This is a genomic window from Vibrio sp. 10N.247.310.23, from assembly GCF_041467155.1.
Taxonomy (GTDB): Bacteria; Pseudomonadota; Gammaproteobacteria; order Enterobacterales; family Vibrionaceae; genus Vibrio; species Vibrio crassostreae_C.
Window position 1 is genome coordinate 130,369 of record NZ_JBFSTZ010000010.1, and the last position, 21,926, is coordinate 152,294.

Genomic DNA, 21,926 nt, shown 5'->3' on the forward strand with positions numbered 1-21,926 from the left:
TATGAGTTTAGGCGTCACACCTCGAAAGCATTCAGTGGCGTTAAAACGCGTACATTCGTTTGTCTGTCGATAATTCAAAGCAATATTGCGCGTGTTTATTAAGGCACTCAAATACTTCTCGATCCAACTTAAAGTTATCAACGTGGTCCCTCAAAATAGCGAGAGTCTCTTCTAACGTCATGCCTCCACGATAAGGTCGAGACTGAGTTAGCGCTTGAAACACATCCACCACAGCAACAATTCGACTGGGTTGATCCAACTCTTCCGCCGTTTTTCCCATTGGGTAACCCGAACCATCTAACCTTTCATGGTGATTAGATGCCCACTGACAAACCTGAGGTGAACTGAACAACTCCTGCAATGCGAATCGAGTGTCCGTTGCATGGCGTTTAATACAGCAATACTCTTCTTCAGTGAGTAAATCCGGCTTATGCAGAATGTCATTAGGGGTTTGCAGTTTACCGATATCATGGACTAACCCAGCCAGATAGAGTTTGCGCTGAGTGGTGTAGGAATAACCCAGCTGTTTGGCGAGGTATTCTGAAAGCTGCCCAACCTTTAAAGAGTGCTTAAAGGTAAACGAACTTTTGGTATCAACAACATTGGCGATAAACTCGGCAAAGGCCACCGTCTCATCCAGCGACATTTGCTGGGAGAAAAATGGCACAGGTTCAAAGTTATCCCTCATGTTCTCGATGTATGGAATCTCCATAGAAAACCAGAAGTCATCCAAATCAACCAACTCGCACATGTGTTGCACAAGGTTGGTTTCGAACATCTCATCCGCTTGTTCAGTCAAACGTTCAATGATGCTCGCTTTGCCATCTGGTGTTAGGTTTCCATAACGATCAGAAGAGGTTATGCCGTATAGATAATCGACTCTATCGGCAAGCATCACGATGGCAGCTAGTTCTCTTTCTAACTCGCTGATATGAATAGCCCTTAGCTCAGACCACGGAGTATGGTGATAAAGAACCGGCTTAGCAAATATAGAAAGAACTGGGCACTCTTTTAAGATTTGGTAGCCCTTTTGACAATGGTGATAGCTTGAGTCAGGTACAAACCCAGACGTTAAACTGAGCTGTTCATCAATTTGCGAGACACCACAGTCGTGAATCAAGCCTAACGAAAACGCGAGCTGCGCTTGCTCTTCTTCCCACCCCACACTCAGAGCACATCGATACGCGATATAGCCCACTCTCTGTCCATGATTTTTACTTTCGAAACCGACGTTATCAAGCGCCTTAGCAATACCGAATAGAGCCTTCCTTAAGTCCACGGTCACGTCCTGGCAATGTTGATTCATTATTTAAGCCTAGCATTTTTATATTTTTTATATATTTAGGCCGCTAATACTAATGCATAGCTAATTGATTATATACACAACTATTGTAAGGTTTAATGAGTTTCGTGATAGAACCAACGTATCACGAAAAATCCGTGCTACAAATGGTTGCATATTAAAAATCATGCGACATTATAGCCTGCCGACTAAGATTCGCTTAAATAAGCAGCCATAAGAAAAGGAAAGACATGTTTAAAACGGTTATCGACAACGAACTCTCCATCGCATTGGTTGAAGAGAGCTTCGCTTCTCACTACGCGGACATCTCACAAAACCAGAATGAGTACCTAAGCCAATGGCTCGTGTGGCCGCCACATTGTAAAACCGAGCAAGACTTTAGGATCTTCATCCAACGCTCGCTACACGATTATGCGGAAGGGAAAAGCATGACCTGTGCGATCGTGTATCAAGACAAGGTCGTCGGTAACTGCAGTTTCAATACTATTGATCATGATAAGCAAAAGGTGACGATAGGTTATTGGTTATCTGAGACATACCAAGGAAAGGGGATTGTGACGCGCGTTGTCCAGAAGCTGATTGATATTGCTTTCAATGAGTTAGATATGGAAAAGGTAGAGATATCAGCCGCAACCGGTAACCAAAGCAGCCGTAAGGTTTGTGAGCGCTTACATTTCACGTTAGAAGGTATCATCACGCGTAACGAAAACTTGAATGGTCGCATCATTGACCACGCTATTTATGGCCTTCATCGCTCTAAGCTCTAAGCTCTAAGCTCTAGGCTCTAGGCTCTAGGCTCTAGGCTCTAGGCAGTAGTAACTAAGAAGTCACTAGCTTGTAAATCGGAATATGAAAAAGCCACGGTATTAGTCGGTGGCTTTGTTATTTGACGAGCCTGAAGAGTTCTTAAAGCTACAGTTTATGCGATCTTAGGAATCACGATACTGAACTTGGCACCACCATGGTTGCTGTCGTCGATTTTGATATCCCAAGAAAGTTTTTTAGCCGCCGATAGAGCAATCGCGAGGCCCAACCCCAATCCACCGTTGGTCGACGTTCTGCTTGAGTCTAGTCGAGAGAACGGAAGGAATACCTCATCACGCCTATTCTCTGGTATTCCAGAACCATTGTCTTCAATCACCACCAGCCAGTTTTCTGAGTTCTCATCCAGCGTCATCCACACTTTGTCTTGTGTGTAATTACCCGCATTCTTGAGAACGTTATCGAACACCAAGCGTGCCATTGAGCAATCACACTTAATATTGCACTCTAGCTGTACCTTAGATTCAAAGGTGGCATTGTCTAGTTTCGAGTAACGAATTCTGTCTAGGCAATACTCACGAAGATCGGAGGTCACTTTAACGAGCTCAAAGAAAGAGTTATCCATGACATTCAACTTCGACAGCATGATGATTTCTGACGTGAGCTCGTTGATATCCTCAATGTAGGTATCAATGTCATCGAAAAGAACCTGATGATTATCGGGGGCTCCCCTTCTTAGGATATCGGTCGCCAGTTGAATACGACTTAGCGGAGTTCGTACTTCGTGTGGGATAGCTTGAGCGAAAATATGACTTTGTTTTACTTTGCTTTCGATCTCTTCAGCCATGAAGTTAAAACTGCTGGCCAAATCAGAAACAGGATGGATGTCGTCCATGTCAGATCGAGTACTAAGCTTGCCCTTACCAAACTGTTTCTGCTTCTCGACGAGCAACTCTATTCTTTCTTGAAAACGCCTCACAGGTAAGTAAACACTTACTCCAATCGCCACAATCACAGCCAACAACAGCCCTAACAAAAAGTGTCGTTCTGAGTCTTCGTACCATTCAATGTCAGGAGAGAAAAAGTCCCCTACCTCACTGAACCCAAAACTGAATTTAGAGTTTGGTAGCTGAAACACGGTCGAATAGAGGTTGTCATCACTTAGATATATCGGCACACCGTTTAAGGTTGTGTATAACTCACATTGTTGGCAAGGCGCCTCGCCCGACCAATTCTCCAACAGGCGTAAATTGAAGATATAAAATTGTTGGTAGCCTGTTCTATCGAGCTCTTTATAGAGTGAGTTTTCTTGATTGTGTTGACGAACATACTGCTCCGCAAAGTAGATGCCATCATTGAGGAAGGTTTCGATCTCGGTGCGTCGCATGTGCCCCTCACCAAGGTTCAAGAACAAAAATATCGTTGCCGACATCCCAGTCACAATCCCAAGGTATAAGCGAGCAAACATCGAAACCGAGCGAAGCTTCGTAGCAATGAACTTACGCAACCAGCATGTACCCCTTGTTGCGAACCGTACGAATCAACTGTTTGTCTTTTGCGTGAATGCGCAGCTTTCGGCGTAACCCAGACACGCGCATATCAATCGAGCGGTCGTTGAACGCGTAATCTATCCCTCTAAATAACTGACAGCACTGGTCTCGAGTCACGACCTGACAGATGTTATTAACGAGAAGGTTTAAGATTTCAAATTCAGCAGAAGTAAGCTTGAGGTTTTGGCCGTAGAGCGTGGCACTTTGAGCAGAGCTGTTGATTACAATATCGCACTGTTTTTCAGCCGTAGTTTCTTGCGCAGTTTTTACGGGAGTCGCTCGACGCAATAACGCTTCAATTCGCGCTAACAAGGCATGGCCACGAATCGGTTTGGCAACGTAATCGTCCGCACCAAATTTAAACAAGCTGACCTCGCTCATTTCATCGGCGGAAGCCGTTAGCACTAAAATCATTCCATTGTAAAACTCACGGGCTTGACGGCAAATTTGCGCGCCGCTCATCCCTGGAAGCATCAAGTCCAACAGCACTAAATCAGGTTCAATACTACGGATCGCTTCAAGTGCCAAGTTCCCTTCATGAACAACGCTAACATTGTAACCTTCAGCTTCGAGGTAAAGCGTCGTTAGACGAGCTATCTCTTGGTCATCTTCAACAATGAGCACTTTGGTTTTCGACATTCCTATCACCAGTATTTATTAAAAGCGAAGGCAGTATATATACTGGTCATAGATCATCAATATTGGAATCAGAGCCCTACATTTACCGTACGCAAAACATAGTAATCACTTTTGTACATACACGTTTACAGAATAGAGAACCAACAACCGGTGCGCCTTGGTTTATCAAGGTTTCCTCCTTCAGAGCACACCATTTTGATGTGCAAGGAAAGTGGCTCTTTGATAAAAGCGAACTGCTGCTAAACCTAGCCTGTACAACAAAGCAAAAAGAGAAGCTGATAAAAGCCAGATACAACGCAGAACACGACTGTTTAACGGAGCTTTATAATCGCCGTGGGATCAGCAACCTTCTAGAAACCAGCATTGCCTATCGCTCACCGTTTGAATTGATGTTTGTCGACCTTGATGGCTTCAAATTAGTTAATGACACTTATGGGCACACTGTCGGAGACCAACTACTCAAACGGGTTGGTGAACGCCTTAAACAGTTGGTTGATGAGAAATGCATGATAGGGCGATTTGGTGGCGACGAATTCATTGTGATTGCCCACACCTGCCGAAATCAAAATATCCCACTACTTTGCTCTCGCATCATTGATGCCTTAAACCGAAGTTTCCATATCAGAGGCATCGGCAGTTTATCTGTCGGTTGCAGCATAGGTACCGCGCATTTCCCTGATAACGCGGTTGACCAAGAAACATTGCTAAAGCAAGCGGGTATGGCGATGCATCTTGCAAAAGCGAATGGTCGAAACCGCTTCCAAACGTTTACCCCAGACTTAGCACAAACCCTGCATCGCAAAGTAGAGATCCGCCATCGACTGGCACGCGCCATAGAAAACGACGATCTCAACCTTCACTACCAACCGATCATGAACACCAACAGCGACAAGGTGAAAGGGTTTGAAGCCTTGCTTCGATGGTCAGACAAAGAGCTAGGTAACATAGGCCCTGATGAGTTTATTAGCTTAGCGGAGGAGACGGGGCAGATTGTACCGCTCGGGAAATGGGTTCTGAACTCTGCACTCAAACAGCTATCGATATGGCAACGTGAGTTTGATAGTGAGTTGATGATGAGTATCAATATTTCGAGTATTCAGATGCACGCGACCTTTGCCGAGCAGCTATTAGCAATGTTGAACTTCTACAATATCCAACCTCAAAGCATCGCCCTTGAGATCACCGAATCTTCCATGATCTTCAAGCATGGTGAAGTCAGGCAAGCGTTAAGCGATATTTCTAAATTGGGCGTAGAGCTTCACCTTGATGACTTTGGCACAGGCTACTCGTCACTGTCGATGTTGCATGACTTACCGATTAGCACCGTGAAACTCGATAAAAGCTTCGTCCACGGTTCACACAAAGGGAGCAAAGCGATTGTCCAAGCCACCCATGCTATCTGTGAAAAATTGGGGCTAAAAGTGGTTGCTGAAGGTGTCGAAACCGAAACGCAAAAAGCGTTCTTAATCGATTGTGGATACCAGTATCTTCAGGGATTTTTATTTAGTAAACCAATTCCCTCAAATGAAGTCGAAAGTCAGTTTTTGAATGGTCGACAATCCTACAATTAAAGACTTATTTATCAATAAATTAAGTCGTTTGAATGCTTCCTAAACAATCGGCTGCTGTGGGTGTGTACGCTTACGTATGCTTACATAGCGTTTAACAGTAAGAGGAAATAATTAAGCTATTGTTTATAAAGAAAATTACTTAGAAATTCACACAATAAAACACCAAACCATTATACCCACTAACTGTAATGACTTTGGTATTTAGATTACCCTCATTCCGTCCCTTTAGCAGAGCAAATAATCGGTAACCATGAACAGACAAAACGGCTTCACTCTTTTAGAACTCATCATCTCTGTATTAATTTTAGCGATCGTTTCGGCGACAGCTATGGTCAAGTTCTTAGACGTTCAAGGAAGTGCTCGGGCGAGTAAAATACATGATGTGGCTGGTAACCTACGTACCGGTATCGATATGATCTACGCCAAGTCTGCGATTGCTGGCGTTGAGGGAGAGTGCAACTATGTAGAAAAAACGGAAATTGAAACCTACTACGTCTGTCATGGTTACCCAATAGCTTATGTGGATTCACTAAGAAGACTGCTCAATATCGACAGAACAGAGCTTCACGTGATCAACAAAGAAGTCGATCCTGGCAGCAATGCCGAAAGAGTAGCTGCTATCTCTTTTGACGCAGATAACTACACCTATTCACCTGAAGGTGACTTTTGTCAGGTACTCTATCAACCAGAAAAAGAACCTCAAATCGTCGTACTTGATGGCGCATGTTAAATATTCAACGATTTTACTCATTCAGAAGTTAGAGCTAAGCCATCGAGACAGTTCTTTGAATATCATGTGGTTACGATAAATTTGTTCAAAAATAATACGAATAGGGTTAAGTTGTTGCTACTTACATCTTTAAGTGCTGTTTACGTTATAACATGAACTTAATTCATATCTTATTTTTTATAATTGGACTGTAAAGATCTACATAGGTGCATGTCTGATATAGATATCAACAGTATTTTGGTTAAACACCTTTCGTAAATAGATAGGTATAAATATATAAATAAAATAGCATCCTCGTGCTATCTAAAACTTCCCACCTAAAAATTTCATTATTTAATAAGACGTAATAATACAAATAAAGAAAACTCAAAATACAATATTATCAATGCCATCATCTAGCCATATAATTCAATTACTAAAATCATGTCTCAATTAAATTATATTAATATCACATAAAATGACATAATTTAATTTTATCATGAAAAATTCTGATAAATCTCACACATCGATAAACCGAATAAATACCATCAGAAGCTACATTAGAAACCTCTAAATCCAGTCGCTAAACCTACCGCGTAGAAGCTGTGAAATGGATAAATACCAAAACAAATGGATAAATCCCCCTTACCCCTTGTAAATCATTGGCTTTCATTTATAAATTCAACTTTTGGGTGAACATCTCCATAACCTTTCATTAAAGCCCAAATTCTGCGATTAGTATCAACATCTTGAGATAAAATGGTGACATTTTGGTTATATTATTTAGATCGAACTCTTGTGTTGAATGAAAATCCCAGCCATCACATATCCATCACACAAATATAATAACTATCGCTTAGGAGTTAAGCTATGCACTGTTCTTTCAATATAAATAACAATAATGAGAGCTTGCAACTAATCTACAATGAAGAAAAAATATACATAAAAAGAGACAGTAATAAGATATCAGAGGAAACTCTTAATAGTAAAGAGAGTTTTGTTTTCAAATACCTTATTGAACACTCGTCAATATCAAACCCTCAATCTGCACGAGATGTTGAAGAATCTTTTAAATTACACTTTGACGAAGAGTTTAGCTTATACGCGTTAAAAAATATTATTGCTTCTATAAGAAAGAAATATCGAAGCTTATGTAAGAAAGCGAAGGTAGATAATAATAGCGAACTTATCTCTAACCTTTATAAGGTAGGTTACTTTATCGATCTCGATAAAAGCTCAACCAACCGTATCGCACCTAAGTACGACATCAACCAGTTCAAGCCCAGCCAGTTCGAGATGTTGAAACTGATGTTCAACACCTATCATCGAGAGCTGATTAAGGCTCTGATAGCCGTGTTCACCATCTCTTCCTTTTTCCTATTCGTTGTCTACTTTTCCCAAATCCTTTATACGACGAAGATTGCGAATGAATACAGTGAGAACACCAAACACATTGCCGCAGAAGTCATGGACTACGGTTGCGATAGCCACGGGGCTGTGCACTCGCTAAGGCACTCGCTCAACCTTGATTCTGTCGTCATGACCACACCTTATGACTCCTGCTATATCTCTAAAACACGTTCTAAGATGATAGAGCTCAATCAATTAGACGACTTCTACGATAGTGCTGACTTTGCCTATTCACGCTTCATGGATACCGAGCACGACATTGAGATGGTTGCTCGAATATCTAAACGATCTATCGAAGCTCGATACAAGAACTCACTATTGCCTCTATTAGTCGATTCGATTTCCATCCAGAAGAATGGTTACCACATCTTAAACCTTGGCGAAGAGAGTAAATCTATCTATCAAACCTCCCTACCAACGGGTGCAACCATCACCTTCTACAGTGACGACATTGTTGCACTATGGATTGCGCTTTCTCTGATACTCGCCACCCTGCTTTATCGCTCCTATATTCTGGGTTTCGTGATCTACCTGTTTCGTTGGAAACACATCTCCTTTGAAGAAGAGCCGATCATCAACACCGAAGACAACTGCGTTCTCTACTACGAGTTGTTATCTCGTGTGCGTAACGTTGGCGTTTTAAGCTTCATCAACACCATGAGACGCACCAATTTACTCACCTTTCATACTATTTTACTCATCGAGACAGTCAGAAAAGCGAAGTTAAACAACAGCCATGAGATCTATGGTGTCAACGTGTGTCCGAGTGCTTTGGTAGGGTCGAACTTCGCAAGGCTCAGAGAGCATTTAGCCGCGATGGAAGCGAATGAGTTTGTCGTAGAGATTACTGAATATTCGAACATTGGCTATGGGTGTGAGGTTATCGATAACATTAAGGATATCAAAAAGCTTGGTATCACTATCGCTCTGGATGACTTTGGTACGGGCAATAACAACATCGAAATCATCAATGTTATCTCTCCGGCCTATCTAAAACTGGATCGTTGCTTTGTTAAGGATATCGAGTCAGGAGAGCATCATCAGGGTGTATTGCTCAATATCTCGGAGATTGGACGCCTATCAAATATCACAATGATTTATGAAGGTGTCGAGACGCGTAGGCAGCAATATATCTTGTGTCAGTTAGGCTACAACTTACATCAAGGTTACCTATATAGCCGGCCTAATGACTCAAAGGAGCAATAGGCCCAGCCTAATAGAAATCTTGATCAGCAACCATTCCCTATTCAAATAATCATCGCTTATACAGCTGCTTGAGAGCCCACAAGGATGTAGGCTTCAAGTGCCCTCCCCACCAAACGTGCTTTATCTAAACATAAAAATACCCGATGCACTTTCATAAAATCCTTGCCAACTCGAATAAATAGGTTAGTGTTATACACATGTATATCACCATGCAGTTTTAATTATGACCGAATGGAAAGACGACCAGCCGATCTTTAGGCAGCTTGCCGCCAAGATCAGTGACCAAATTCTTCAGGGTGTTTGGCTAGAGCTACAAGCATTGCCCTCTGTGCGTGCGGTTGCCGCCGATCTCAAGATCAACCACCTTACTGTCATGAAAAGCTACCAGTTACTGGTGGATGAAGGCTTGGTAGAGAAAAAACGCGGCCAAGGCATGTATGTGGCCGAAGGGGCACTTCAAAAATTGAAAGAGTCTGCACACCAATCATTCATCAACACACAGATCCCAGCCATCGCTGAGACGCTAGGCATCATTGATATGAGTGTCGAAGAACTCGTGAAACAGCTAGCACAACATATAAAGGACAAGTCATGAGTACTTTACTTTCCGTGAAAAACGTAACCAAAACCTATTCAAATCAAGTGGGTGTCGAAAACATCAGCTTTGAGTTAAAGCCAGGGCAAGTACTTGGTCTGCTTGGCCACAATGGCGCGGGTAAATCGACTCTGATCAAATCACTGCTTGGTGGACACAACTATCAAGGTGAGATTGAAGTAAACGGCTACCACCCTATCCACCAGCACGCAGAGCTCATGCAGCACTTGTCGTACATCTCAGATGTTAACGTGTTACCAGAGTGGATGACGGTTAAACAACTGCTTCGATACACACAAGGTGTGCACCCTAGCTTCAACAAGCAAAAAGCAGAACAGACGTTAAGCAGCACCAATATTAAGTTGTCTTCTACTATCAAGCAGCTTTCTAAAGGGATGAAAGTACAACTTCACCTTGCGATCATCATCGCGACTGACACTCAAGTGTTGATCTTAGATGAGCCTACACTGGGCTTAGATTTGCTGTATCGCGATACTTTTTATCGCCACCTACTAGAATGGTTCCACGACGGCGAACGCGCCATGATCATTGCAAGCCATGAGGTTTCAGAAATTGAACACCTATTAACGGATGTACTGATTTTGAAGCAAGGTCATTGTGTACTGCAAAAAAGCATGGAAGACATCGAGAGCGACTATTTCATTATTGAAGTCGCAAACAACCATTCAAGCGAGATTCAGAAACTCAACCCACTGACCTCACAATCAGGGCTAGGAACGACTAAGTGGTTATTGGAAGGTCAATACAAAGCGCAGGTTGAATCACAGGGTAACATCTATAACGTTGGTCTCGCAGATCTATTCCTTGCAACACAGACGGAGAAGGCATAATGCATCCAAGTTTTTACATGCTAGAAAAAGAACTCATCGAGCACAAAGTTAACACTCGATTGCCTCTGTTTGTCGCGTTATGTGGTTTCTTACTGTTCGTTGGTCTGTTCTTTAATGGCGCAGCACAACATGAGTTTTTCTTTGAAATGCAAGTGAACGGTGACGTGAGCGACATCCACAGAGAGTTCGCACAAGATCTCAACTCAGTGATCTACTTTGGCGCGGGCCTTATTTCACTGATCCTGTCGACGCTATATATCCCTAAAACGCTGCGTAAAGAGCGCCAAGAAGGCAGTTCGATGTTTTGGAGAAGTATGCCGGTATCTAACGCAATGACTCACGGCGTGAAACTCGGCTTCGGTTTAGTGGTTATTCCGGCTATCTGTGCATTGTTAGTACTGTTCGCAGATTTTCTATTCTGGATATTGAACGTCTCAAGTGAACAACAACTGGCGCTATTAGTTGAGCAGCAATCTCTGTTTTATGTGCTGAGCAACTGGGTCGTGTTTTTTGGACGAATGATGTTAGTTGCACTGGTTTTATTGCCACTGGCAACCGTCACTCTAGCGATTTCGCAGCTGGTAAACTCTCCACTGCTTGTCATTTTCATCTCAAGCTATGCGATTAAGTTCCTCTCTGTCGCCGTGTTTGGGTTCTATGGCATCAATGACTTCCTATCTCTCATCGCGTCATTGCCAATGAATGTGCTCATAGCAAGCAACCCATTAAGTGCGATTGCAGAAGCGCCGATTTTATCTTTAGGTATTTACGCACTGATCGGTGTTGGTGGCTATCTACTGAGCCTAAAGCTAAATAGAACGGACGATGTGAGCTTAAAGACGCTGTTCCAACGTTAGAGTCTATCCTAAGCACGAGCCTTTATCGGGCAGTCACATCAGATATCAAAATCTAAATCAAAGCTTCTGAGAAATCGGGAGCTTTTTTATTATCAAGACGTTAACGAGTACAGGGATGCGATAACAAGGAACAAGGAACAAGGAACAAGGAACAAGGAACAAGGAACAAGCTTTAGTTTGGGGTAACAGGTTTAACAAACGAAGATAAACTTAGAGGAGGTATTAATGAGCTGACATTGAATTGCATTGTTGTTAATGCCTGCCAGCTCTTTGGGGATGATTTCGTTAGTCGCCGACCAGATGAAGGTCCTTGAGAGTGCTAATGAAATCAGTTTGTTGCGTTTTACATTTGATTAAGCTTTTCAGCTTTTAAAGCTCTACGATTAAAGCTTATTTCTTTGATGCTTCTTTTGACGTGTCTTTCCAGTATTGGATACGAACGCGATGAAGCTGTGCTCTTCTCATTTTTTTCATAAGGGATATTTCCTTTTCTTTAACTGCTCTTCATGAGCTATTTTTATTGCCAACCATTCGAATCTAACGGTGTTTGATGTCCAGATCAATGATACAAATCACAAAATTTATAGAGTTTTGAGTACCATTTACATCAAAGTATGACCTAGATATCAACTATGGCTCAATTCAATCCTATGAGCCGCTCTTCAAAATTAAGGTTAGTTCTCTCAGATGACAAATTCATTTCAGTATCAATACAGTTCAATGATACTAATTTAATAGACCGGACCAACGCGGATTTAGTTCCAACGTCTTATTTTTTATTGCTCACATCGCCCCTAAAGTTACGCTGTAACCAAAGATGTATTCAATGTGAACAATTAATCGCCACATTAGCCTATACGTCACAACATCAAAATGGGATTATGTTTGTAACGGGTAAAGCTTTTTATAGAAAAAAGCCGTAGTGGACAAAATTAAATAGACGTAATTAAATGGACGTAATTATGAGTAAAGTAATTCTGCAAGGGCATATTCTAGTGCCAGACAACGACCTAAAAGCCGTCACACAAGCCTTGATTGTACACAAAGAACTGACACTGGAAGAACCTGGTTGTATCGTGTTTCGAGTCAGTCAAAGCACGCTTCAACCTAATCGCTTTGAAGTGTATGAAGAATTCACTAGCCGAGAAGCATTCGAAATGCACCAACAGCGAGTAAAAGCCTCTGAATGGGGTGAAATCTCCCAGAACGTGACACGTCACTACCAAGTCACCGACGTTCCGACATCATAATGATACATCCGCTAGCCAAACGCATCGTCACGTTGATCAAACAAGATCCCTTACGAATGAAGGTTTTAGACTGTGTCGCTCAGTTGGATTTGCCGCAGTGTTATGTCGCTGCGGGCTTTGTGAGAAACCTCGTTTGGGATCACCAGCATGGTTATGCCTCCCCGACTCCATTCAATGATATTGATGTGATCTACTTTGATCCCATTGACACCTCTTACGAATCGGATCTTAGATACGAGGCTCAGCTTAAACAACGGTTACCCGAACTGAATTGGCAAGTTCGCAATCAAGCCTACATGCACACTAGAAATGGGGATGAACCTTACCAAGGCTCATTGGATGCGATGAGTTATTGGCCAGAGAAAGAAACCGCCGTCGCCGTGAAACAAAGCCTCCATGGAAACATCGAGTGTATTTCTGCCTTTGGCTTAGAGAGTTTGTTTGATTTGCAAATCACACCCAATCCAAAGCGTAGCCGAGATATCTTTGATCAAAGAGTACAATCCAAGAACTGGCTGACCCAGTGGCCCAAGTTAACGATTAGTCGCAGTGAACTAGCTTTCGAATTCAAACGCTAAAACCATTGACTAAAATCCCAATCAGATCGAACATGCCCCACTTGTTAGCTTATTAACTTATTAGCTTAGTAAGTTAGTTAGTTAGTAACTAACCAACTCATCAACCGCGCGTGGCGACTAGCTGCTACGCTCTCTCGTCATACTGAGTAACGACCATGAACCAACAATACATGCTGCAAGCACTCGAAGCTTCGCGCCAAGCCCTACCCGATTGCCAACCAAACCCGCCTGTGGGTTGTATTTTGGTGAAGAACGATAAGGTGGTGTCTGTTGGATATACGCAAAAGGTCGGTGGAAACCACGCCGAGGTTGAAGCACTGAATAGCTATGACAGCGAAACGGACGGAGAAATGGAAGGCGTTACCGCTTACGTAACTCTAGAGCCATGTTCATTTGTTGGCAGAACACCCGCTTGTGCCAATACATTGGTTAAAGCAGGTGTAAAACACGTAGTAATGGCGATGCTAGACCCAGACCCTCGCAATAATGGTCGTGGTGTGGTGATACTTGAATCACACGGAGTGAAAGTGGATGTAGGACTATGCCAAGAACAAGTGAGCGCCTTTTTAACCCCTTACCTTGGTAAGTCCTAGATCTAAACAGCCAGTATTAGTTCAATTTCACTCGGTAAAGCGGATTAACTGGCTTATCGACAAAATACGACCAGATATGATCGTAGACGGCATGTTGGTTAGGGAATGGCGCCAACGCTTTTGCCTCTTCTAAATTGCACCAACGATACTCGGTATGCTCGTCATTCAGTTCAATCGCTTGGTTGGGTGGGCATAGCACTGCAAAGACCGGGATTAGCTGAATTACATTCACGTGCGCCTCGTAAAACTGCTCCAGAAACTGCGCGTTATACAAAGCTTCCACTTTAATTTGGGTCTCTTCTTCAAATTCGCGCACGATAGCCTGCCAACCTGTTTCGCCCGCTTCAATCGAGCCTGCGACATGGCACCAAAATTCGCCTTTCACACGCTTCATTAATAGCATTTTCATTTGTCCGTCGATCTCTGAAAGAGCGACACCAGCTACGATGGTAGTATTGAGTGGAATCATCACGTTACCTTAGGTTGAATAAGAGGGCGGCAAGGCTACCACCCTTCACTTGTTAAGTTACCTTCTCTGATTAGAAACGAGAAGTCACTCATCAATTCATGAAGTTCAAGCCATAACTCATGGGTTCAGTGTTAACCGTCTCGCTTAGCTATCCAGTAATAGAACCATTTCTTATTTGAGGCGTATTTCGATAAAGAGTAGAATCGCCGCCTTGTACTGTGTTTAAAGCCTTTAAACATAAACAGTAGACTCACAACCATTTATCACCACGATATAAGTATTAATACGACTATGCACTCATCAAAACCAACGCACGACTCAGAAAACAACCATACTCCTGAGCATTGCTTCACTCGTTTTCAACAGCCGATCGAGTCATATTCGTTGCCTGAGCGTTTCACCTTCCCGTTCTATTATGAACCACACGCACTGTGTGAAATCGCTTCTCATCAGCTTCAACAATATCTAGAAACACAAACCGACTGGCAGCATGACTTTGGACTAGATTCTGACGCTGGTCGCGGCAAAATGTTTGGTGTGTTACTGGTGAAAAGCCCTGAAGGTGAGCTTGGTTACTTCTCTGCTTTCTCTGGAAAAATCGCCGACCAAAACCTACTGCCCCATTTTGTGCCACCCGTATTCGACATGTTGAGCAGCGACAGCTTTTTCCATCAAGACACAGCCGACATGATGGCTGTGAATGCGAAATTTAAAGCGCTGCAAGCAAACGCTGATTACCTTGAACTGTGCGAGCAACTGGCACAACAAAAAGCGCAAGCTGAACAAGAGATTGAAGCTCAACGGCTATTGATTATTGAAGGCCGAAAAACGCGTAAAGAACAACGTGAACAAGGTAAAGAAAACCTTGATGAGCAAGCCTTCGAACAACTGAACAATGAGCTAAACAAAGCCAGTGTTGCCGACAAGAACCAGCAGAAGTACCTAAAACTCAACTGGGAACAGACTCTGCAAGTGTTGCAGGCTAAAGTTGATGTGTTCACCACTCAACTGGCTGAGCTAAAAGAGCAAAGAGCACACCTTTCTCATCAACTTCAACACAAGTTGTTTTCACAATACGCTTTCCAAAATGCAGAAGGAAACGTTGAAGACCTTAACCAGATCTTTGAAAACACGCCAAACAAGATACCACCAGCTGGCTCAGGTGAATGTGCCGCACCCAAGCTTTTGCAATACGCGTATTTAAACGGTTACACACCATTGGCACTGGCTGAATTTTGGTGGGGTCGATCACCGAAATCGGAAATCCGTAAACACAAGAAATACTACGCGTCTTGCCAAAGTAAATGTGTACCGATTTTAGGTCACATGATGAAAGGCTTAGAAGTCGATCCCAACCCATTGCTAGAGAACCCAGCAGAAGGCAAAGACCTCGATATCCTGTTCCAAGACGATCACATCGTTGTGGTACACAAACCAGCAGGTTTTCTATCCGTACCGGGTAAAACCATCAAAGATTCGGCTTACACTCGTGTTCAAGAAATGCACCAAGATGTTGAAGGGCCATTTGTTATCCACCGTTTGGATATGGCGACCTCTGGCATTCTGATATTTGCTTTAACACGACGTGCGAACAAAAGCTTACAGAAGCAGTTCATTACTCGTGAAGTTGAGAAGCGATATGTCGCAATGATTGAAGGTGTGCTAGACCAAGATGAAGGCTATATTCGACTGCCATTGCGTGGCGACTTGTATGACCGCCCTCGTCAGATTGTTTGCTTCGAACACGGCAAGCCTGCAGAAACCAAATGGGAAGTGATTGAGCGAAACGAGCAAACCACTAAGGTTTACCTGCACCCTAAAACAGGCCGTACACACCAGTTACGTGTTCACTGTTCACACCAAGAAGGGCTTAACATGCCTATCGTTGGTGACGGCTTATACGGCAACAAAGCCGACCGACTGCACCTACACGCAGAAAGACTTGCACTTCACCACCCAGTCACCAAAGAGTGGATGGAGTTCCAGTTCGACGCTGAATTCTAAAATCTCTCATTAGTACCGAGCTTTAAAAGGAGTTACACCGCTTGTGGCTCCTACCTCTTTTGGGTATATCTCCACGCTTATTGCACTACATCAAGATTCACTTTGTTGTGAAGAGTAGCATGCCCTCCTTCTTCTCTCCTTGAGGCCTTTGATATGTCATCAGCTGCTTTGAATTTACACCACAACACACAAACTTCTTCTTTGATAACTGCGCAAGCACCAAGCTTGAAACCACTAGCAACCAAAAAGCCTAATCTAAATTTGGCAATGCTAAGCTTAATTGAAGAAGTTAAAAACGAACTCCCACTTTACGAATCGGAGACGTTTATCTGTGGGCCAAAAGGAAACTGCTCGGGTTGCTCTAAAAAGCTACTAGAGATGGTCGACAGTGAGTTGATGTACTGGGAGCACCGTATTTCAATTGGCCAAGGCCCCAACTTCGAAGAACTGCGCCGTTTTGGTAAGCTATGCAGCAGTGTTAGACGCGGTTTAGAGCGTAACGGTTTAGTCGAAAAACGGCCAAAGAAAAGATAACAAGCAAGTCGATAATCATTACAATGTGTCTTTGGCGATTACAAGCCACCCTGCTACTAACTGATTGAACTCGTTAGCTATAAAAGTAATAATGTTTTGTAATACAATTCAGTGCGCAGACCGACTTCGTAGATTCGGACTCATAGAGATAAGTTCATCGATACTTTCACCATATTCTTGAAAAACTCTATCCTTCTTGTCTGACGTGCCTTAACCTTCTGTATATCAATATCACATCAATTAGAAACCTACCTTGGACAACGGAGAGCGACCTTGAAGAGACCACAACCAGTACTGGGAAAGACCGGTATGCTATTTTTTCTCGTCATAATAAGTGCTTTCCCTCCATTGACCATCGACCTTTACTTACCTGCGCTTCCGCAGATGGTCGAGGTGTTTAATACTAACCGATCAATGGTCAACCTAACCCTGAGCAGCTACTTCGTTACTTACGCCATCGGTCTTTTGTTCTGGGGGCCGCTCAGCGAAAAATTTGGTCGTAAGCCGATCCTATTAATTGGATTAGCGAGCTATATGGTCGCGAGCATATTGTGCGCGATGACCAATAGCATCGAACAGTTGATTAGTGCTCGTGTATTCCAAGCCTTTGCTGGCAGTGCTATCACCGTTATCGCTACCGCCATTGTCAAAGATCTTTATGACGGCCGAGAACGTGAAAAGATCATGGCGACTATCATGTCACTGGTGATCATCGCGCCAATGGTTGCGCCTGTATTTGGTGCCTTTCTACTGAAAATTGCTTCTTGGCGAATGATGTTTGTCACGCTCGCCATTTTTGGTGCATTTGCGTCAGTATTAGCTTGCTGCTACCGAGAAACACTCGAAAACAAATACCAAGGTTCTATATTCCGATCATGGGGAAGAATGGGCGTGGTCATGAAAAACCGCTCGTTCGTCAAGCTGCTGGTCATTTTCTCTATCATACCGATGGCGTTGATGGGCTTTCTTGCGGCGGGTTCTTATATCTACATCGATCACTTTGGATTGACCGAACAACAGTTTAGTTACGCGTTCGCATTCAATGCACTGTGCGCCTCATTTGGTCCAACAATTTACATGAAGTTGTCCTACCGAATGCCGGTTCAAAAGGTCATCTCAGGATGTTTTGCTTTATTAGCGCTTGCGGGAATCTTCACCCTAACCATTGGCGACCTGTCCCCTTGGTTCTTCATGTTCATCGCTGCACCAGCGACATTAATGGCGATCATCATGCGAGTACCGGGGACCAACTTGATGTTGAATCAACAAGATCATGACACGGGCTCTGCCGTCGCACTGATACAGTTCTTCAGCATGATTTGTGGCTCGCTTGGCATGGTATTAGTTTCAATCCGCCCAGAGTCACTGATTGAAAACCTAGGCTTTATCCAATTATCCATCGGTACGCTAGGCGGCCTGATGTGGCTAATGGTCAGAAACAAAGAGTTCGTGACTAATAAGCTGAATTAAAGCTCTCAAGCCTAATTGTCACTCACACTACAATAAACTTGAAAACCGCTATAACGAAATTAGAAACCGTCTACATAGGCGGTTTTCTTGTATTTGAAGACGTACATTGAATTTTCAAGCCATGAGTTTCACGCACAAAAAAGCTCCTATTAAGGAGCCTTCTTATCAGAGCCAGTGAGCACTCAGTTTGGTCAATTGTTACTAAGCTTGAGCCACTTGACGTGCTGGGTGTTTAATAAACACAGCAACCACAGCCACGATTGCAAGAGCAAAACAGTAGTAAGAGTTAGCTACAATATCCAAAGGCGATAGGTTAAATACCGAACCTAACAGCAATACCTGCGCACCGTAAGGCAACACGCCTTGAATCACACAAGAGAAGATATCCAACAAGCTTGCAGAACGACGTGGAGACACATTGTTCTCTTCCGCCAATTGACGAGCCACACTACCAGACACAATAATCGCTACCGTGTTGTTTGCAGTACATAGGTTCACCATAGATACCAAGCCAGCAATGCCTAGCTCACTCGCACGACCATTCGCTTGCTTAGAGTGTGAAGAGCCAAACGCACGAATCACACCACTTACTAAGTTAGTCAGGAACGCCAATCCACCTTGACGACGCATTAGCTCACTCAAACCGCCAATTAGCATCGACAATAAGAAAATCTCCTGCATGTTGCCGAAGCCTGCATAGATATCTTGAGCGTAATCCGTCATACCGTAGTTCTCAACAGAACCTAGGCTCACGCCACCCGCCAGCAAGATACCAATCGCCAACACGACAAAGACATTCATGCCCGATACCGCAAGAATCAAGATAGTGATGTACGGAAGGACTTTTAGCCACTCGATTGGACCTGTTTCAGGAACCTGAGTTGCCGTGCTGTTGAAAGCAAAGATAACAATCGCGATAAGTGCAGCAGGAAGTGCAATGCGGATGTTCTCTTTAAACTTATCTCTCATCTCACAGCCTTGCGAGCGTGTCGCGGCAATCGTGGTATCAGAGATGATAGAAAGGTTGTCACCAAACATAGCGCCACTTAGCACTACGCCAGCGGTTAGAGGAATACTCATGCCAGCTGAGTCAGCAATGCCTAGTGCAACAGGAGCAACCGCAGCGATAGTACCCATAGAAGTACCCATTGCCGTCGCAATGAACGCCGAAATAAGGAAGATGCCCGGTAGGATCATGCTCGTTGGGATAGCAGATAGACCAAGATTTACCGTCGCGTCCACGCCACCAGAAGCTTTAGCCACAGCAGCAAAAGCACCCGCCAATAGGTAGATCATACACATTGCAATAATGTCTTTGTGACCCACACCACCTAAGAACTGCTCGATCGCACGGTTCAATTTATCTTTGCTCAATAGCAACGCTAACATCACGGCAGGCAGAGCCGCAACCGGAGCTGGAAGCTGATAGAAAGCAAAATCGACGCCTTGTAGCGACAGGTATGTACCCACGCCAATAAACAGCGCAAGGAAAACGATCAGAGGGATAAGCGCCACTGCAGAAGGGGCAATTACCGCGTTAGAATTTTTTGAATTGGACATGGAACGACAACACAATAGAACAGGAAGGTGAGCAGACTAATGTCACACTTAGAACTTGTCAACGTCTAGACGTCTAAACGCCTAATTTAATGCAAAGTAATAAGAACCCTATTAAGCATCACGTAATAAAAAAGGCTATTTACTCATCAGTAAACAGCCTTTCGATAACAGATAGTGCGCCGCTAGAAGTTAGCGTTTCTGCTTGAACGTTACTTGGTATTCACCAATGCCTTCGTAGTGGAAGGTCGTTGGTTTATCGAATTCCATTTCCACGATACCGCAGTAAGAGCCCGTGATAATGGCTTCACCCGCTTGGAAATCAACACCACGACGTGTCATGTAGTTAATCAGCCAGTAAATTGGGCTTGGTGGCAGTGTATTCGGGTGCTTACCGTCGAATGCTTGAACTTGCTCGCCTTGAGTCACTTCAATACTGATCTCTGCAGAAGTGAACGCTTTTTCGCGATCAATCTCAGAGCCAATAAATAGACCTTGGTTTACTAGGCCATCGGCCAGCTTTTCATAGAACTCAGCGCCGCTGTCATCCGCAAAACGAGACTGCATTAACTCAAGTGCCATGTGGCAAGAACCAATCGCTTCGTTGATTTGCTCTTCGCTGTAGCCTTCTTGGCTTGCAGGCAGGCTCTTAGCAAGCGTAAATGCGATTTCAGGCTCAACGCGTACTACGCCGTTGTCAGCAAACAGTTCACAAACTTCGCCTTGTTGAACGCTGCCCGAGAAGATTGGCGCAACAACAAACTTGTCTTCAGCCAGAGGAAGTAAGCACTTCCAACCGCCGACTTTATCGCTTTTCAAATCGATCATTGAAGATTGGATCTTTAGCGCATCTTCCAAGTTATTCGGACGGTACTGTTCGTCCAATCTTGGTGCTTTGGTGCCAGCAACACGACGACTCAACAGTTCTTCAGCTGCTTGTTTAAATACATTTGTCATATAATACCACCTTTAGTTTTATGACCAGTATAATATCGGATTTCTTAAAGCTTGAATAGACAATTCAACAACGGTGCTACACCGAAAATTCAGCCATCAATTTTCGCATATTCTAGACGCAAACAACTGAAACTATTTTGATTTAAATGTAAAAAAGCCAGTAAGTTCGTTACTGGCTTTTCGATGTGTTGCTGATGGTTAGGCTTTACTGCCCTTTCAACGTCTTCTTCAAATTCTGCATGAAGTTTCTGAAGTGAGGCATAAAATCAACAAACAGAGGGTGTTTTCTATCTTGCATCATCAATGGGCCTAACAAGCGAATGCTCACTCCTAGTCGCGCTGCTGATTGCTCATCTAAGCCGCTGTCATGTTTGATCTTCTCAACAATCGCGAACATATCTTCTCTGTCTTCAATTTCAAACTGCATGGTTTGAAGTTCACGATCTTCTTTGATGTTCACTTCTTCGATAGTGATACGGTAGTTATTGTGTTTGCCTGTGAATGCTTTCATTTGGACCTCCTAAAATGCTTAAAAAGTGTTTTGGTTAGCTCTTCATGAATCGTTCGAGCTTAGGTTTAACCGTCATCGACATCACGACCATGATCGCAAGGCCAATGGGAAGTGCGGCAATAAATCCATTAAACCATCCACTGGTAAACGCCGATGTATCCGAAAATCCAATGTTATTTGCCGCTGTTACAAATGCCATCATGGACTCCATTATGAATGCCATGATCAGTCCTACGATCAGGTTGCGAACTTTCTCGCTATAAGTTGTGAACACTCTAGCAACGGCTTTGGTGACTAAAGCCATCATCACCGTGCCCATTGGCATCATGATCACGACAACAAGGGCTAACGAAGAAAGCCAGTTGCCAATAAATTCCTCGCCGAATCCGACATTCATGTAAGTCATCACAGCCGTTAAACTGCCGCCAATCGTCAGCATTAAGCTCATCATGACCAAAACTTTGTATAAAACCGGTGTGCCTTTTTGCTCAGGAAGAGTTGGCGTTAGAGTTGCTTGAATCGTCATATCTATTTCCTGTCTTGAATTTAC

The 21,926-nt window shown here is 43.5% G+C and carries 20 protein-coding genes and 1 pseudogene; 13 read left to right on the plus strand and 8 right to left on the minus strand.

Annotation, left to right across the window (positions count from 1 at the left end):
- Window positions 1–40 precede the first annotated feature (40 nt).
- A complete protein-coding gene (locus AB6D93_RS10025) occupies window positions 41–1,306 on the minus strand; it encodes an HD-GYP domain-containing protein (RefSeq protein ID WP_029235617.1) in 1,266 nt (421 codons plus the stop codon).
- 227 nt (window positions 1,307–1,533) lie between these two features.
- On the opposite strand from AB6D93_RS10025, the gene AB6D93_RS10030 reads away from it, so the two are divergent.
- Entirely contained in the window at window positions 1,534–2,070 is a 537-nt protein-coding gene (locus AB6D93_RS10030) for a GNAT family N-acetyltransferase (RefSeq protein WP_102331999.1), read from the plus strand.
- A gap of 152 nt (window positions 2,071–2,222) precedes the next feature.
- Here the strand turns inward: AB6D93_RS10030 and AB6D93_RS10035 are convergent, their stop codons facing one another.
- On the minus strand, window positions 2,223–3,572 hold the full coding sequence (locus AB6D93_RS10035) for a sensor histidine kinase KdpD (protein WP_102331998.1): 1,350 nt from the start codon (window positions 3,570–3,572) through the stop codon (window positions 2,223–2,225).
- Window positions 3,565–4,254 (minus strand): response regulator transcription factor, encoded by a 690-nt coding sequence (locus AB6D93_RS10040; protein WP_017060591.1) that lies wholly within the window; start codon window positions 4,252–4,254, stop codon window positions 3,565–3,567. The genes AB6D93_RS10035 and AB6D93_RS10040 overlap by 8 nt, the downstream gene beginning before the upstream one ends.
- A 182-nt stretch (window positions 4,255–4,436) precedes the next feature.
- Between AB6D93_RS10040 and AB6D93_RS10045 the strand changes: the two are divergent.
- From AB6D93_RS10045 to AB6D93_RS10085, 9 genes and pseudogenes are all read left to right on the plus strand, one after another.
- Window positions 4,437–5,825: pseudogene (locus tag AB6D93_RS10045) on the plus strand (putative bifunctional diguanylate cyclase/phosphodiesterase); the annotation flags it as partial.
- Window positions 5,826–6,075: 250 nt separating this feature from the next.
- Window positions 6,076–6,555, plus strand: a complete 480-nt coding sequence (locus tag AB6D93_RS10050; protein WP_102331996.1) for a type II secretion system protein — start codon at window positions 6,076–6,078, stop codon at window positions 6,553–6,555.
- A gap of 849 nt (window positions 6,556–7,404) precedes the next feature.
- A complete protein-coding gene (locus AB6D93_RS10055) occupies window positions 7,405–9,150 on the plus strand; it encodes an EAL domain-containing protein (protein WP_017066680.1) in 1,746 nt (581 codons plus the stop codon).
- Between the two features lie 223 nt (window positions 9,151–9,373).
- Window positions 9,374–9,745 (plus strand): GntR family transcriptional regulator, encoded by a 372-nt coding sequence (locus tag AB6D93_RS10060; RefSeq protein ID WP_102331995.1) that lies wholly within the window; start codon window positions 9,374–9,376, stop codon window positions 9,743–9,745.
- Window positions 9,742–10,596, plus strand: coding sequence for an ABC transporter ATP-binding protein (locus tag AB6D93_RS10065; protein WP_102331994.1), 855 nt, complete (start codon window positions 9,742–9,744; stop codon window positions 10,594–10,596). Before AB6D93_RS10060 ends, AB6D93_RS10065 begins: the two co-directional genes overlap by 4 nt.
- The gene (locus tag AB6D93_RS10070) at window positions 10,596–11,453 is read left to right on the plus strand and encodes a hypothetical protein (protein ID WP_017083226.1); all 858 of its coding nucleotides are present in this window, start codon (window positions 10,596–10,598) and stop codon (window positions 11,451–11,453) included. The genes AB6D93_RS10065 and AB6D93_RS10070 overlap by 1 nt, the downstream gene beginning before the upstream one ends.
- 962 nt (window positions 11,454–12,415) lie before the next feature.
- Entirely contained in the window at window positions 12,416–12,703 is a 288-nt protein-coding gene (locus AB6D93_RS10075; RefSeq protein WP_017066682.1) for a putative quinol monooxygenase, read from the plus strand.
- The gene (locus tag AB6D93_RS10080) at window positions 12,703–13,281 is read left to right on the plus strand and encodes a nucleotidyltransferase family protein (RefSeq protein ID WP_102331993.1); all 579 of its coding nucleotides are present in this window, start codon (window positions 12,703–12,705) and stop codon (window positions 13,279–13,281) included. Before AB6D93_RS10075 ends, AB6D93_RS10080 begins: the two co-directional genes overlap by 1 nt.
- Window positions 13,282–13,436: 155 nt before the next feature.
- Complete coding sequence (locus AB6D93_RS10085) at window positions 13,437–13,874, plus strand: bifunctional diaminohydroxyphosphoribosylaminopyrimidine deaminase/5-amino-6-(5-phosphoribosylamino)uracil reductase RibD (protein WP_102331992.1); 438 nt, start codon at window positions 13,437–13,439, stop codon at window positions 13,872–13,874.
- 16 nt (window positions 13,875–13,890) lie between these two features.
- Here the strand turns inward: AB6D93_RS10085 and AB6D93_RS10090 are convergent, their stop codons facing one another.
- Window positions 13,891–14,343 (minus strand): NUDIX pyrophosphatase, encoded by a 453-nt coding sequence (locus AB6D93_RS10090; RefSeq protein WP_102331991.1) that lies wholly within the window; start codon window positions 14,341–14,343, stop codon window positions 13,891–13,893.
- A 291-nt stretch (window positions 14,344–14,634) separates the two neighbouring features.
- On the opposite strand from AB6D93_RS10090, the gene AB6D93_RS10095 reads away from it, so the two are divergent.
- The 3 genes from AB6D93_RS10095 to AB6D93_RS10105 all read left to right on the plus strand — a co-directional run bounded on the left by AB6D93_RS10095 (window position 14,635) and on the right by AB6D93_RS10105 (window position 18,351).
- Window positions 14,635–16,347 carry an RluA family pseudouridine synthase gene (locus tag AB6D93_RS10095; protein ID WP_102331990.1) on the plus strand — a complete coding sequence of 571 codons (1,713 nt, stop codon included), beginning with the start codon at window positions 14,635–14,637 and terminating at the stop codon, window positions 16,345–16,347.
- A 153-nt stretch (window positions 16,348–16,500) separates the two neighbouring features.
- On the plus strand, window positions 16,501–16,881 hold the full coding sequence (locus tag AB6D93_RS10100) for a hypothetical protein (RefSeq protein WP_102331989.1): 381 nt from the start codon (window positions 16,501–16,503) through the stop codon (window positions 16,879–16,881).
- A gap of 309 nt (window positions 16,882–17,190) precedes the next feature.
- Window positions 17,191–18,351, plus strand: coding sequence for a multidrug effflux MFS transporter (locus AB6D93_RS10105; protein WP_102331988.1), 1,161 nt, complete (start codon window positions 17,191–17,193; stop codon window positions 18,349–18,351).
- Between the two features lie 201 nt (window positions 18,352–18,552).
- Here AB6D93_RS10105 and AB6D93_RS10110 read toward each other — a convergent pair whose 3' ends face one another.
- From AB6D93_RS10110 to AB6D93_RS10125, 4 genes are all read right to left on the minus strand, one after another.
- Window positions 18,553–19,911, minus strand: coding sequence for a Na+/H+ antiporter NhaC family protein (locus tag AB6D93_RS10110; RefSeq protein ID WP_102331987.1), 1,359 nt, complete (start codon window positions 19,909–19,911; stop codon window positions 18,553–18,555).
- 189 nt (window positions 19,912–20,100) lie between these two features.
- Window positions 20,101–20,865 (minus strand): hydratase, encoded by a 765-nt coding sequence (locus AB6D93_RS10115; RefSeq protein WP_017060576.1) that lies wholly within the window; start codon window positions 20,863–20,865, stop codon window positions 20,101–20,103.
- A gap of 205 nt (window positions 20,866–21,070) precedes the next feature.
- Entirely contained in the window at window positions 21,071–21,376 is a 306-nt protein-coding gene (locus tag AB6D93_RS10120; protein ID WP_017060575.1) for a DUF3861 domain-containing protein, read from the minus strand.
- 34 nt (window positions 21,377–21,410) lie between these two features.
- The gene (locus AB6D93_RS10125) at window positions 21,411–21,902 is read right to left on the minus strand and encodes a DUF2798 domain-containing protein (RefSeq protein ID WP_017081271.1); all 492 of its coding nucleotides are present in this window, start codon (window positions 21,900–21,902) and stop codon (window positions 21,411–21,413) included.
- Window positions 21,903–21,926 lie beyond the last annotated feature (24 nt).

What these genes read in the sequence shown, in the direction of transcription:
- AB6D93_RS10025 (WP_029235617.1), bottom strand. Translation starts at nt 1,306, where the DNA reads ATGAATCAACATTGCCAGGACGTGACCGTGGACTTAAGGAAGGCTCTA.
- AB6D93_RS10030 (WP_102331999.1), top strand. Translation starts at nt 1,534, where the DNA reads ATGTTTAAAACGGTTATCGACAACGAACTCTCCATCGCATTGGTTGAA.
- AB6D93_RS10040 (WP_017060591.1), bottom strand. Translation starts at nt 4,254, where the DNA reads ATGTCGAAAACCAAAGTGCTCATTGTTGAAGATGACCAAGAGATAGCT.
- AB6D93_RS10050 (WP_102331996.1), top strand. Translation starts at nt 6,076, where the DNA reads ATGAACAGACAAAACGGCTTCACTCTTTTAGAACTCATCATCTCTGTA.
- AB6D93_RS10055 (WP_017066680.1), top strand. Translation starts at nt 7,405, where the DNA reads ATGCACTGTTCTTTCAATATAAATAACAATAATGAGAGCTTGCAACTA.
- AB6D93_RS10060 (WP_102331995.1), top strand. Translation starts at nt 9,374, where the DNA reads ATGACCGAATGGAAAGACGACCAGCCGATCTTTAGGCAGCTTGCCGCC.
- AB6D93_RS10065 (WP_102331994.1), top strand. Translation starts at nt 9,742, where the DNA reads ATGAGTACTTTACTTTCCGTGAAAAACGTAACCAAAACCTATTCAAAT.
- AB6D93_RS10070 (WP_017083226.1), top strand. Translation starts at nt 10,596, where the DNA reads ATGCATCCAAGTTTTTACATGCTAGAAAAAGAACTCATCGAGCACAAA.
- AB6D93_RS10075 (WP_017066682.1), top strand. Translation starts at nt 12,416, where the DNA reads ATGAGTAAAGTAATTCTGCAAGGGCATATTCTAGTGCCAGACAACGAC.
- AB6D93_RS10080 (WP_102331993.1), top strand. Translation starts at nt 12,703, where the DNA reads ATGATACATCCGCTAGCCAAACGCATCGTCACGTTGATCAAACAAGAT.
- AB6D93_RS10085 (WP_102331992.1), top strand. Translation starts at nt 13,437, where the DNA reads ATGAACCAACAATACATGCTGCAAGCACTCGAAGCTTCGCGCCAAGCC.
- AB6D93_RS10090 (WP_102331991.1), bottom strand. Translation starts at nt 14,343, where the DNA reads ATGATTCCACTCAATACTACCATCGTAGCTGGTGTCGCTCTTTCAGAG.
- AB6D93_RS10095 (WP_102331990.1), top strand. Translation starts at nt 14,635, where the DNA reads ATGCACTCATCAAAACCAACGCACGACTCAGAAAACAACCATACTCCT.
- AB6D93_RS10100 (WP_102331989.1), top strand. Translation starts at nt 16,501, where the DNA reads ATGTCATCAGCTGCTTTGAATTTACACCACAACACACAAACTTCTTCT.
- AB6D93_RS10105 (WP_102331988.1), top strand. Translation starts at nt 17,191, where the DNA reads ATGCTATTTTTTCTCGTCATAATAAGTGCTTTCCCTCCATTGACCATC.
- AB6D93_RS10110 (WP_102331987.1), bottom strand. Translation starts at nt 19,911, where the DNA reads ATGTCCAATTCAAAAAATTCTAACGCGGTAATTGCCCCTTCTGCAGTG.
- AB6D93_RS10115 (WP_017060576.1), bottom strand. Translation starts at nt 20,865, where the DNA reads ATGACAAATGTATTTAAACAAGCAGCTGAAGAACTGTTGAGTCGTCGT.
- AB6D93_RS10120 (WP_017060575.1), bottom strand. Translation starts at nt 21,376, where the DNA reads ATGAAAGCATTCACAGGCAAACACAATAACTACCGTATCACTATCGAA.
- AB6D93_RS10125 (WP_017081271.1), bottom strand. Translation starts at nt 21,902, where the DNA reads ATGACGATTCAAGCAACTCTAACGCCAACTCTTCCTGAGCAAAAAGGC.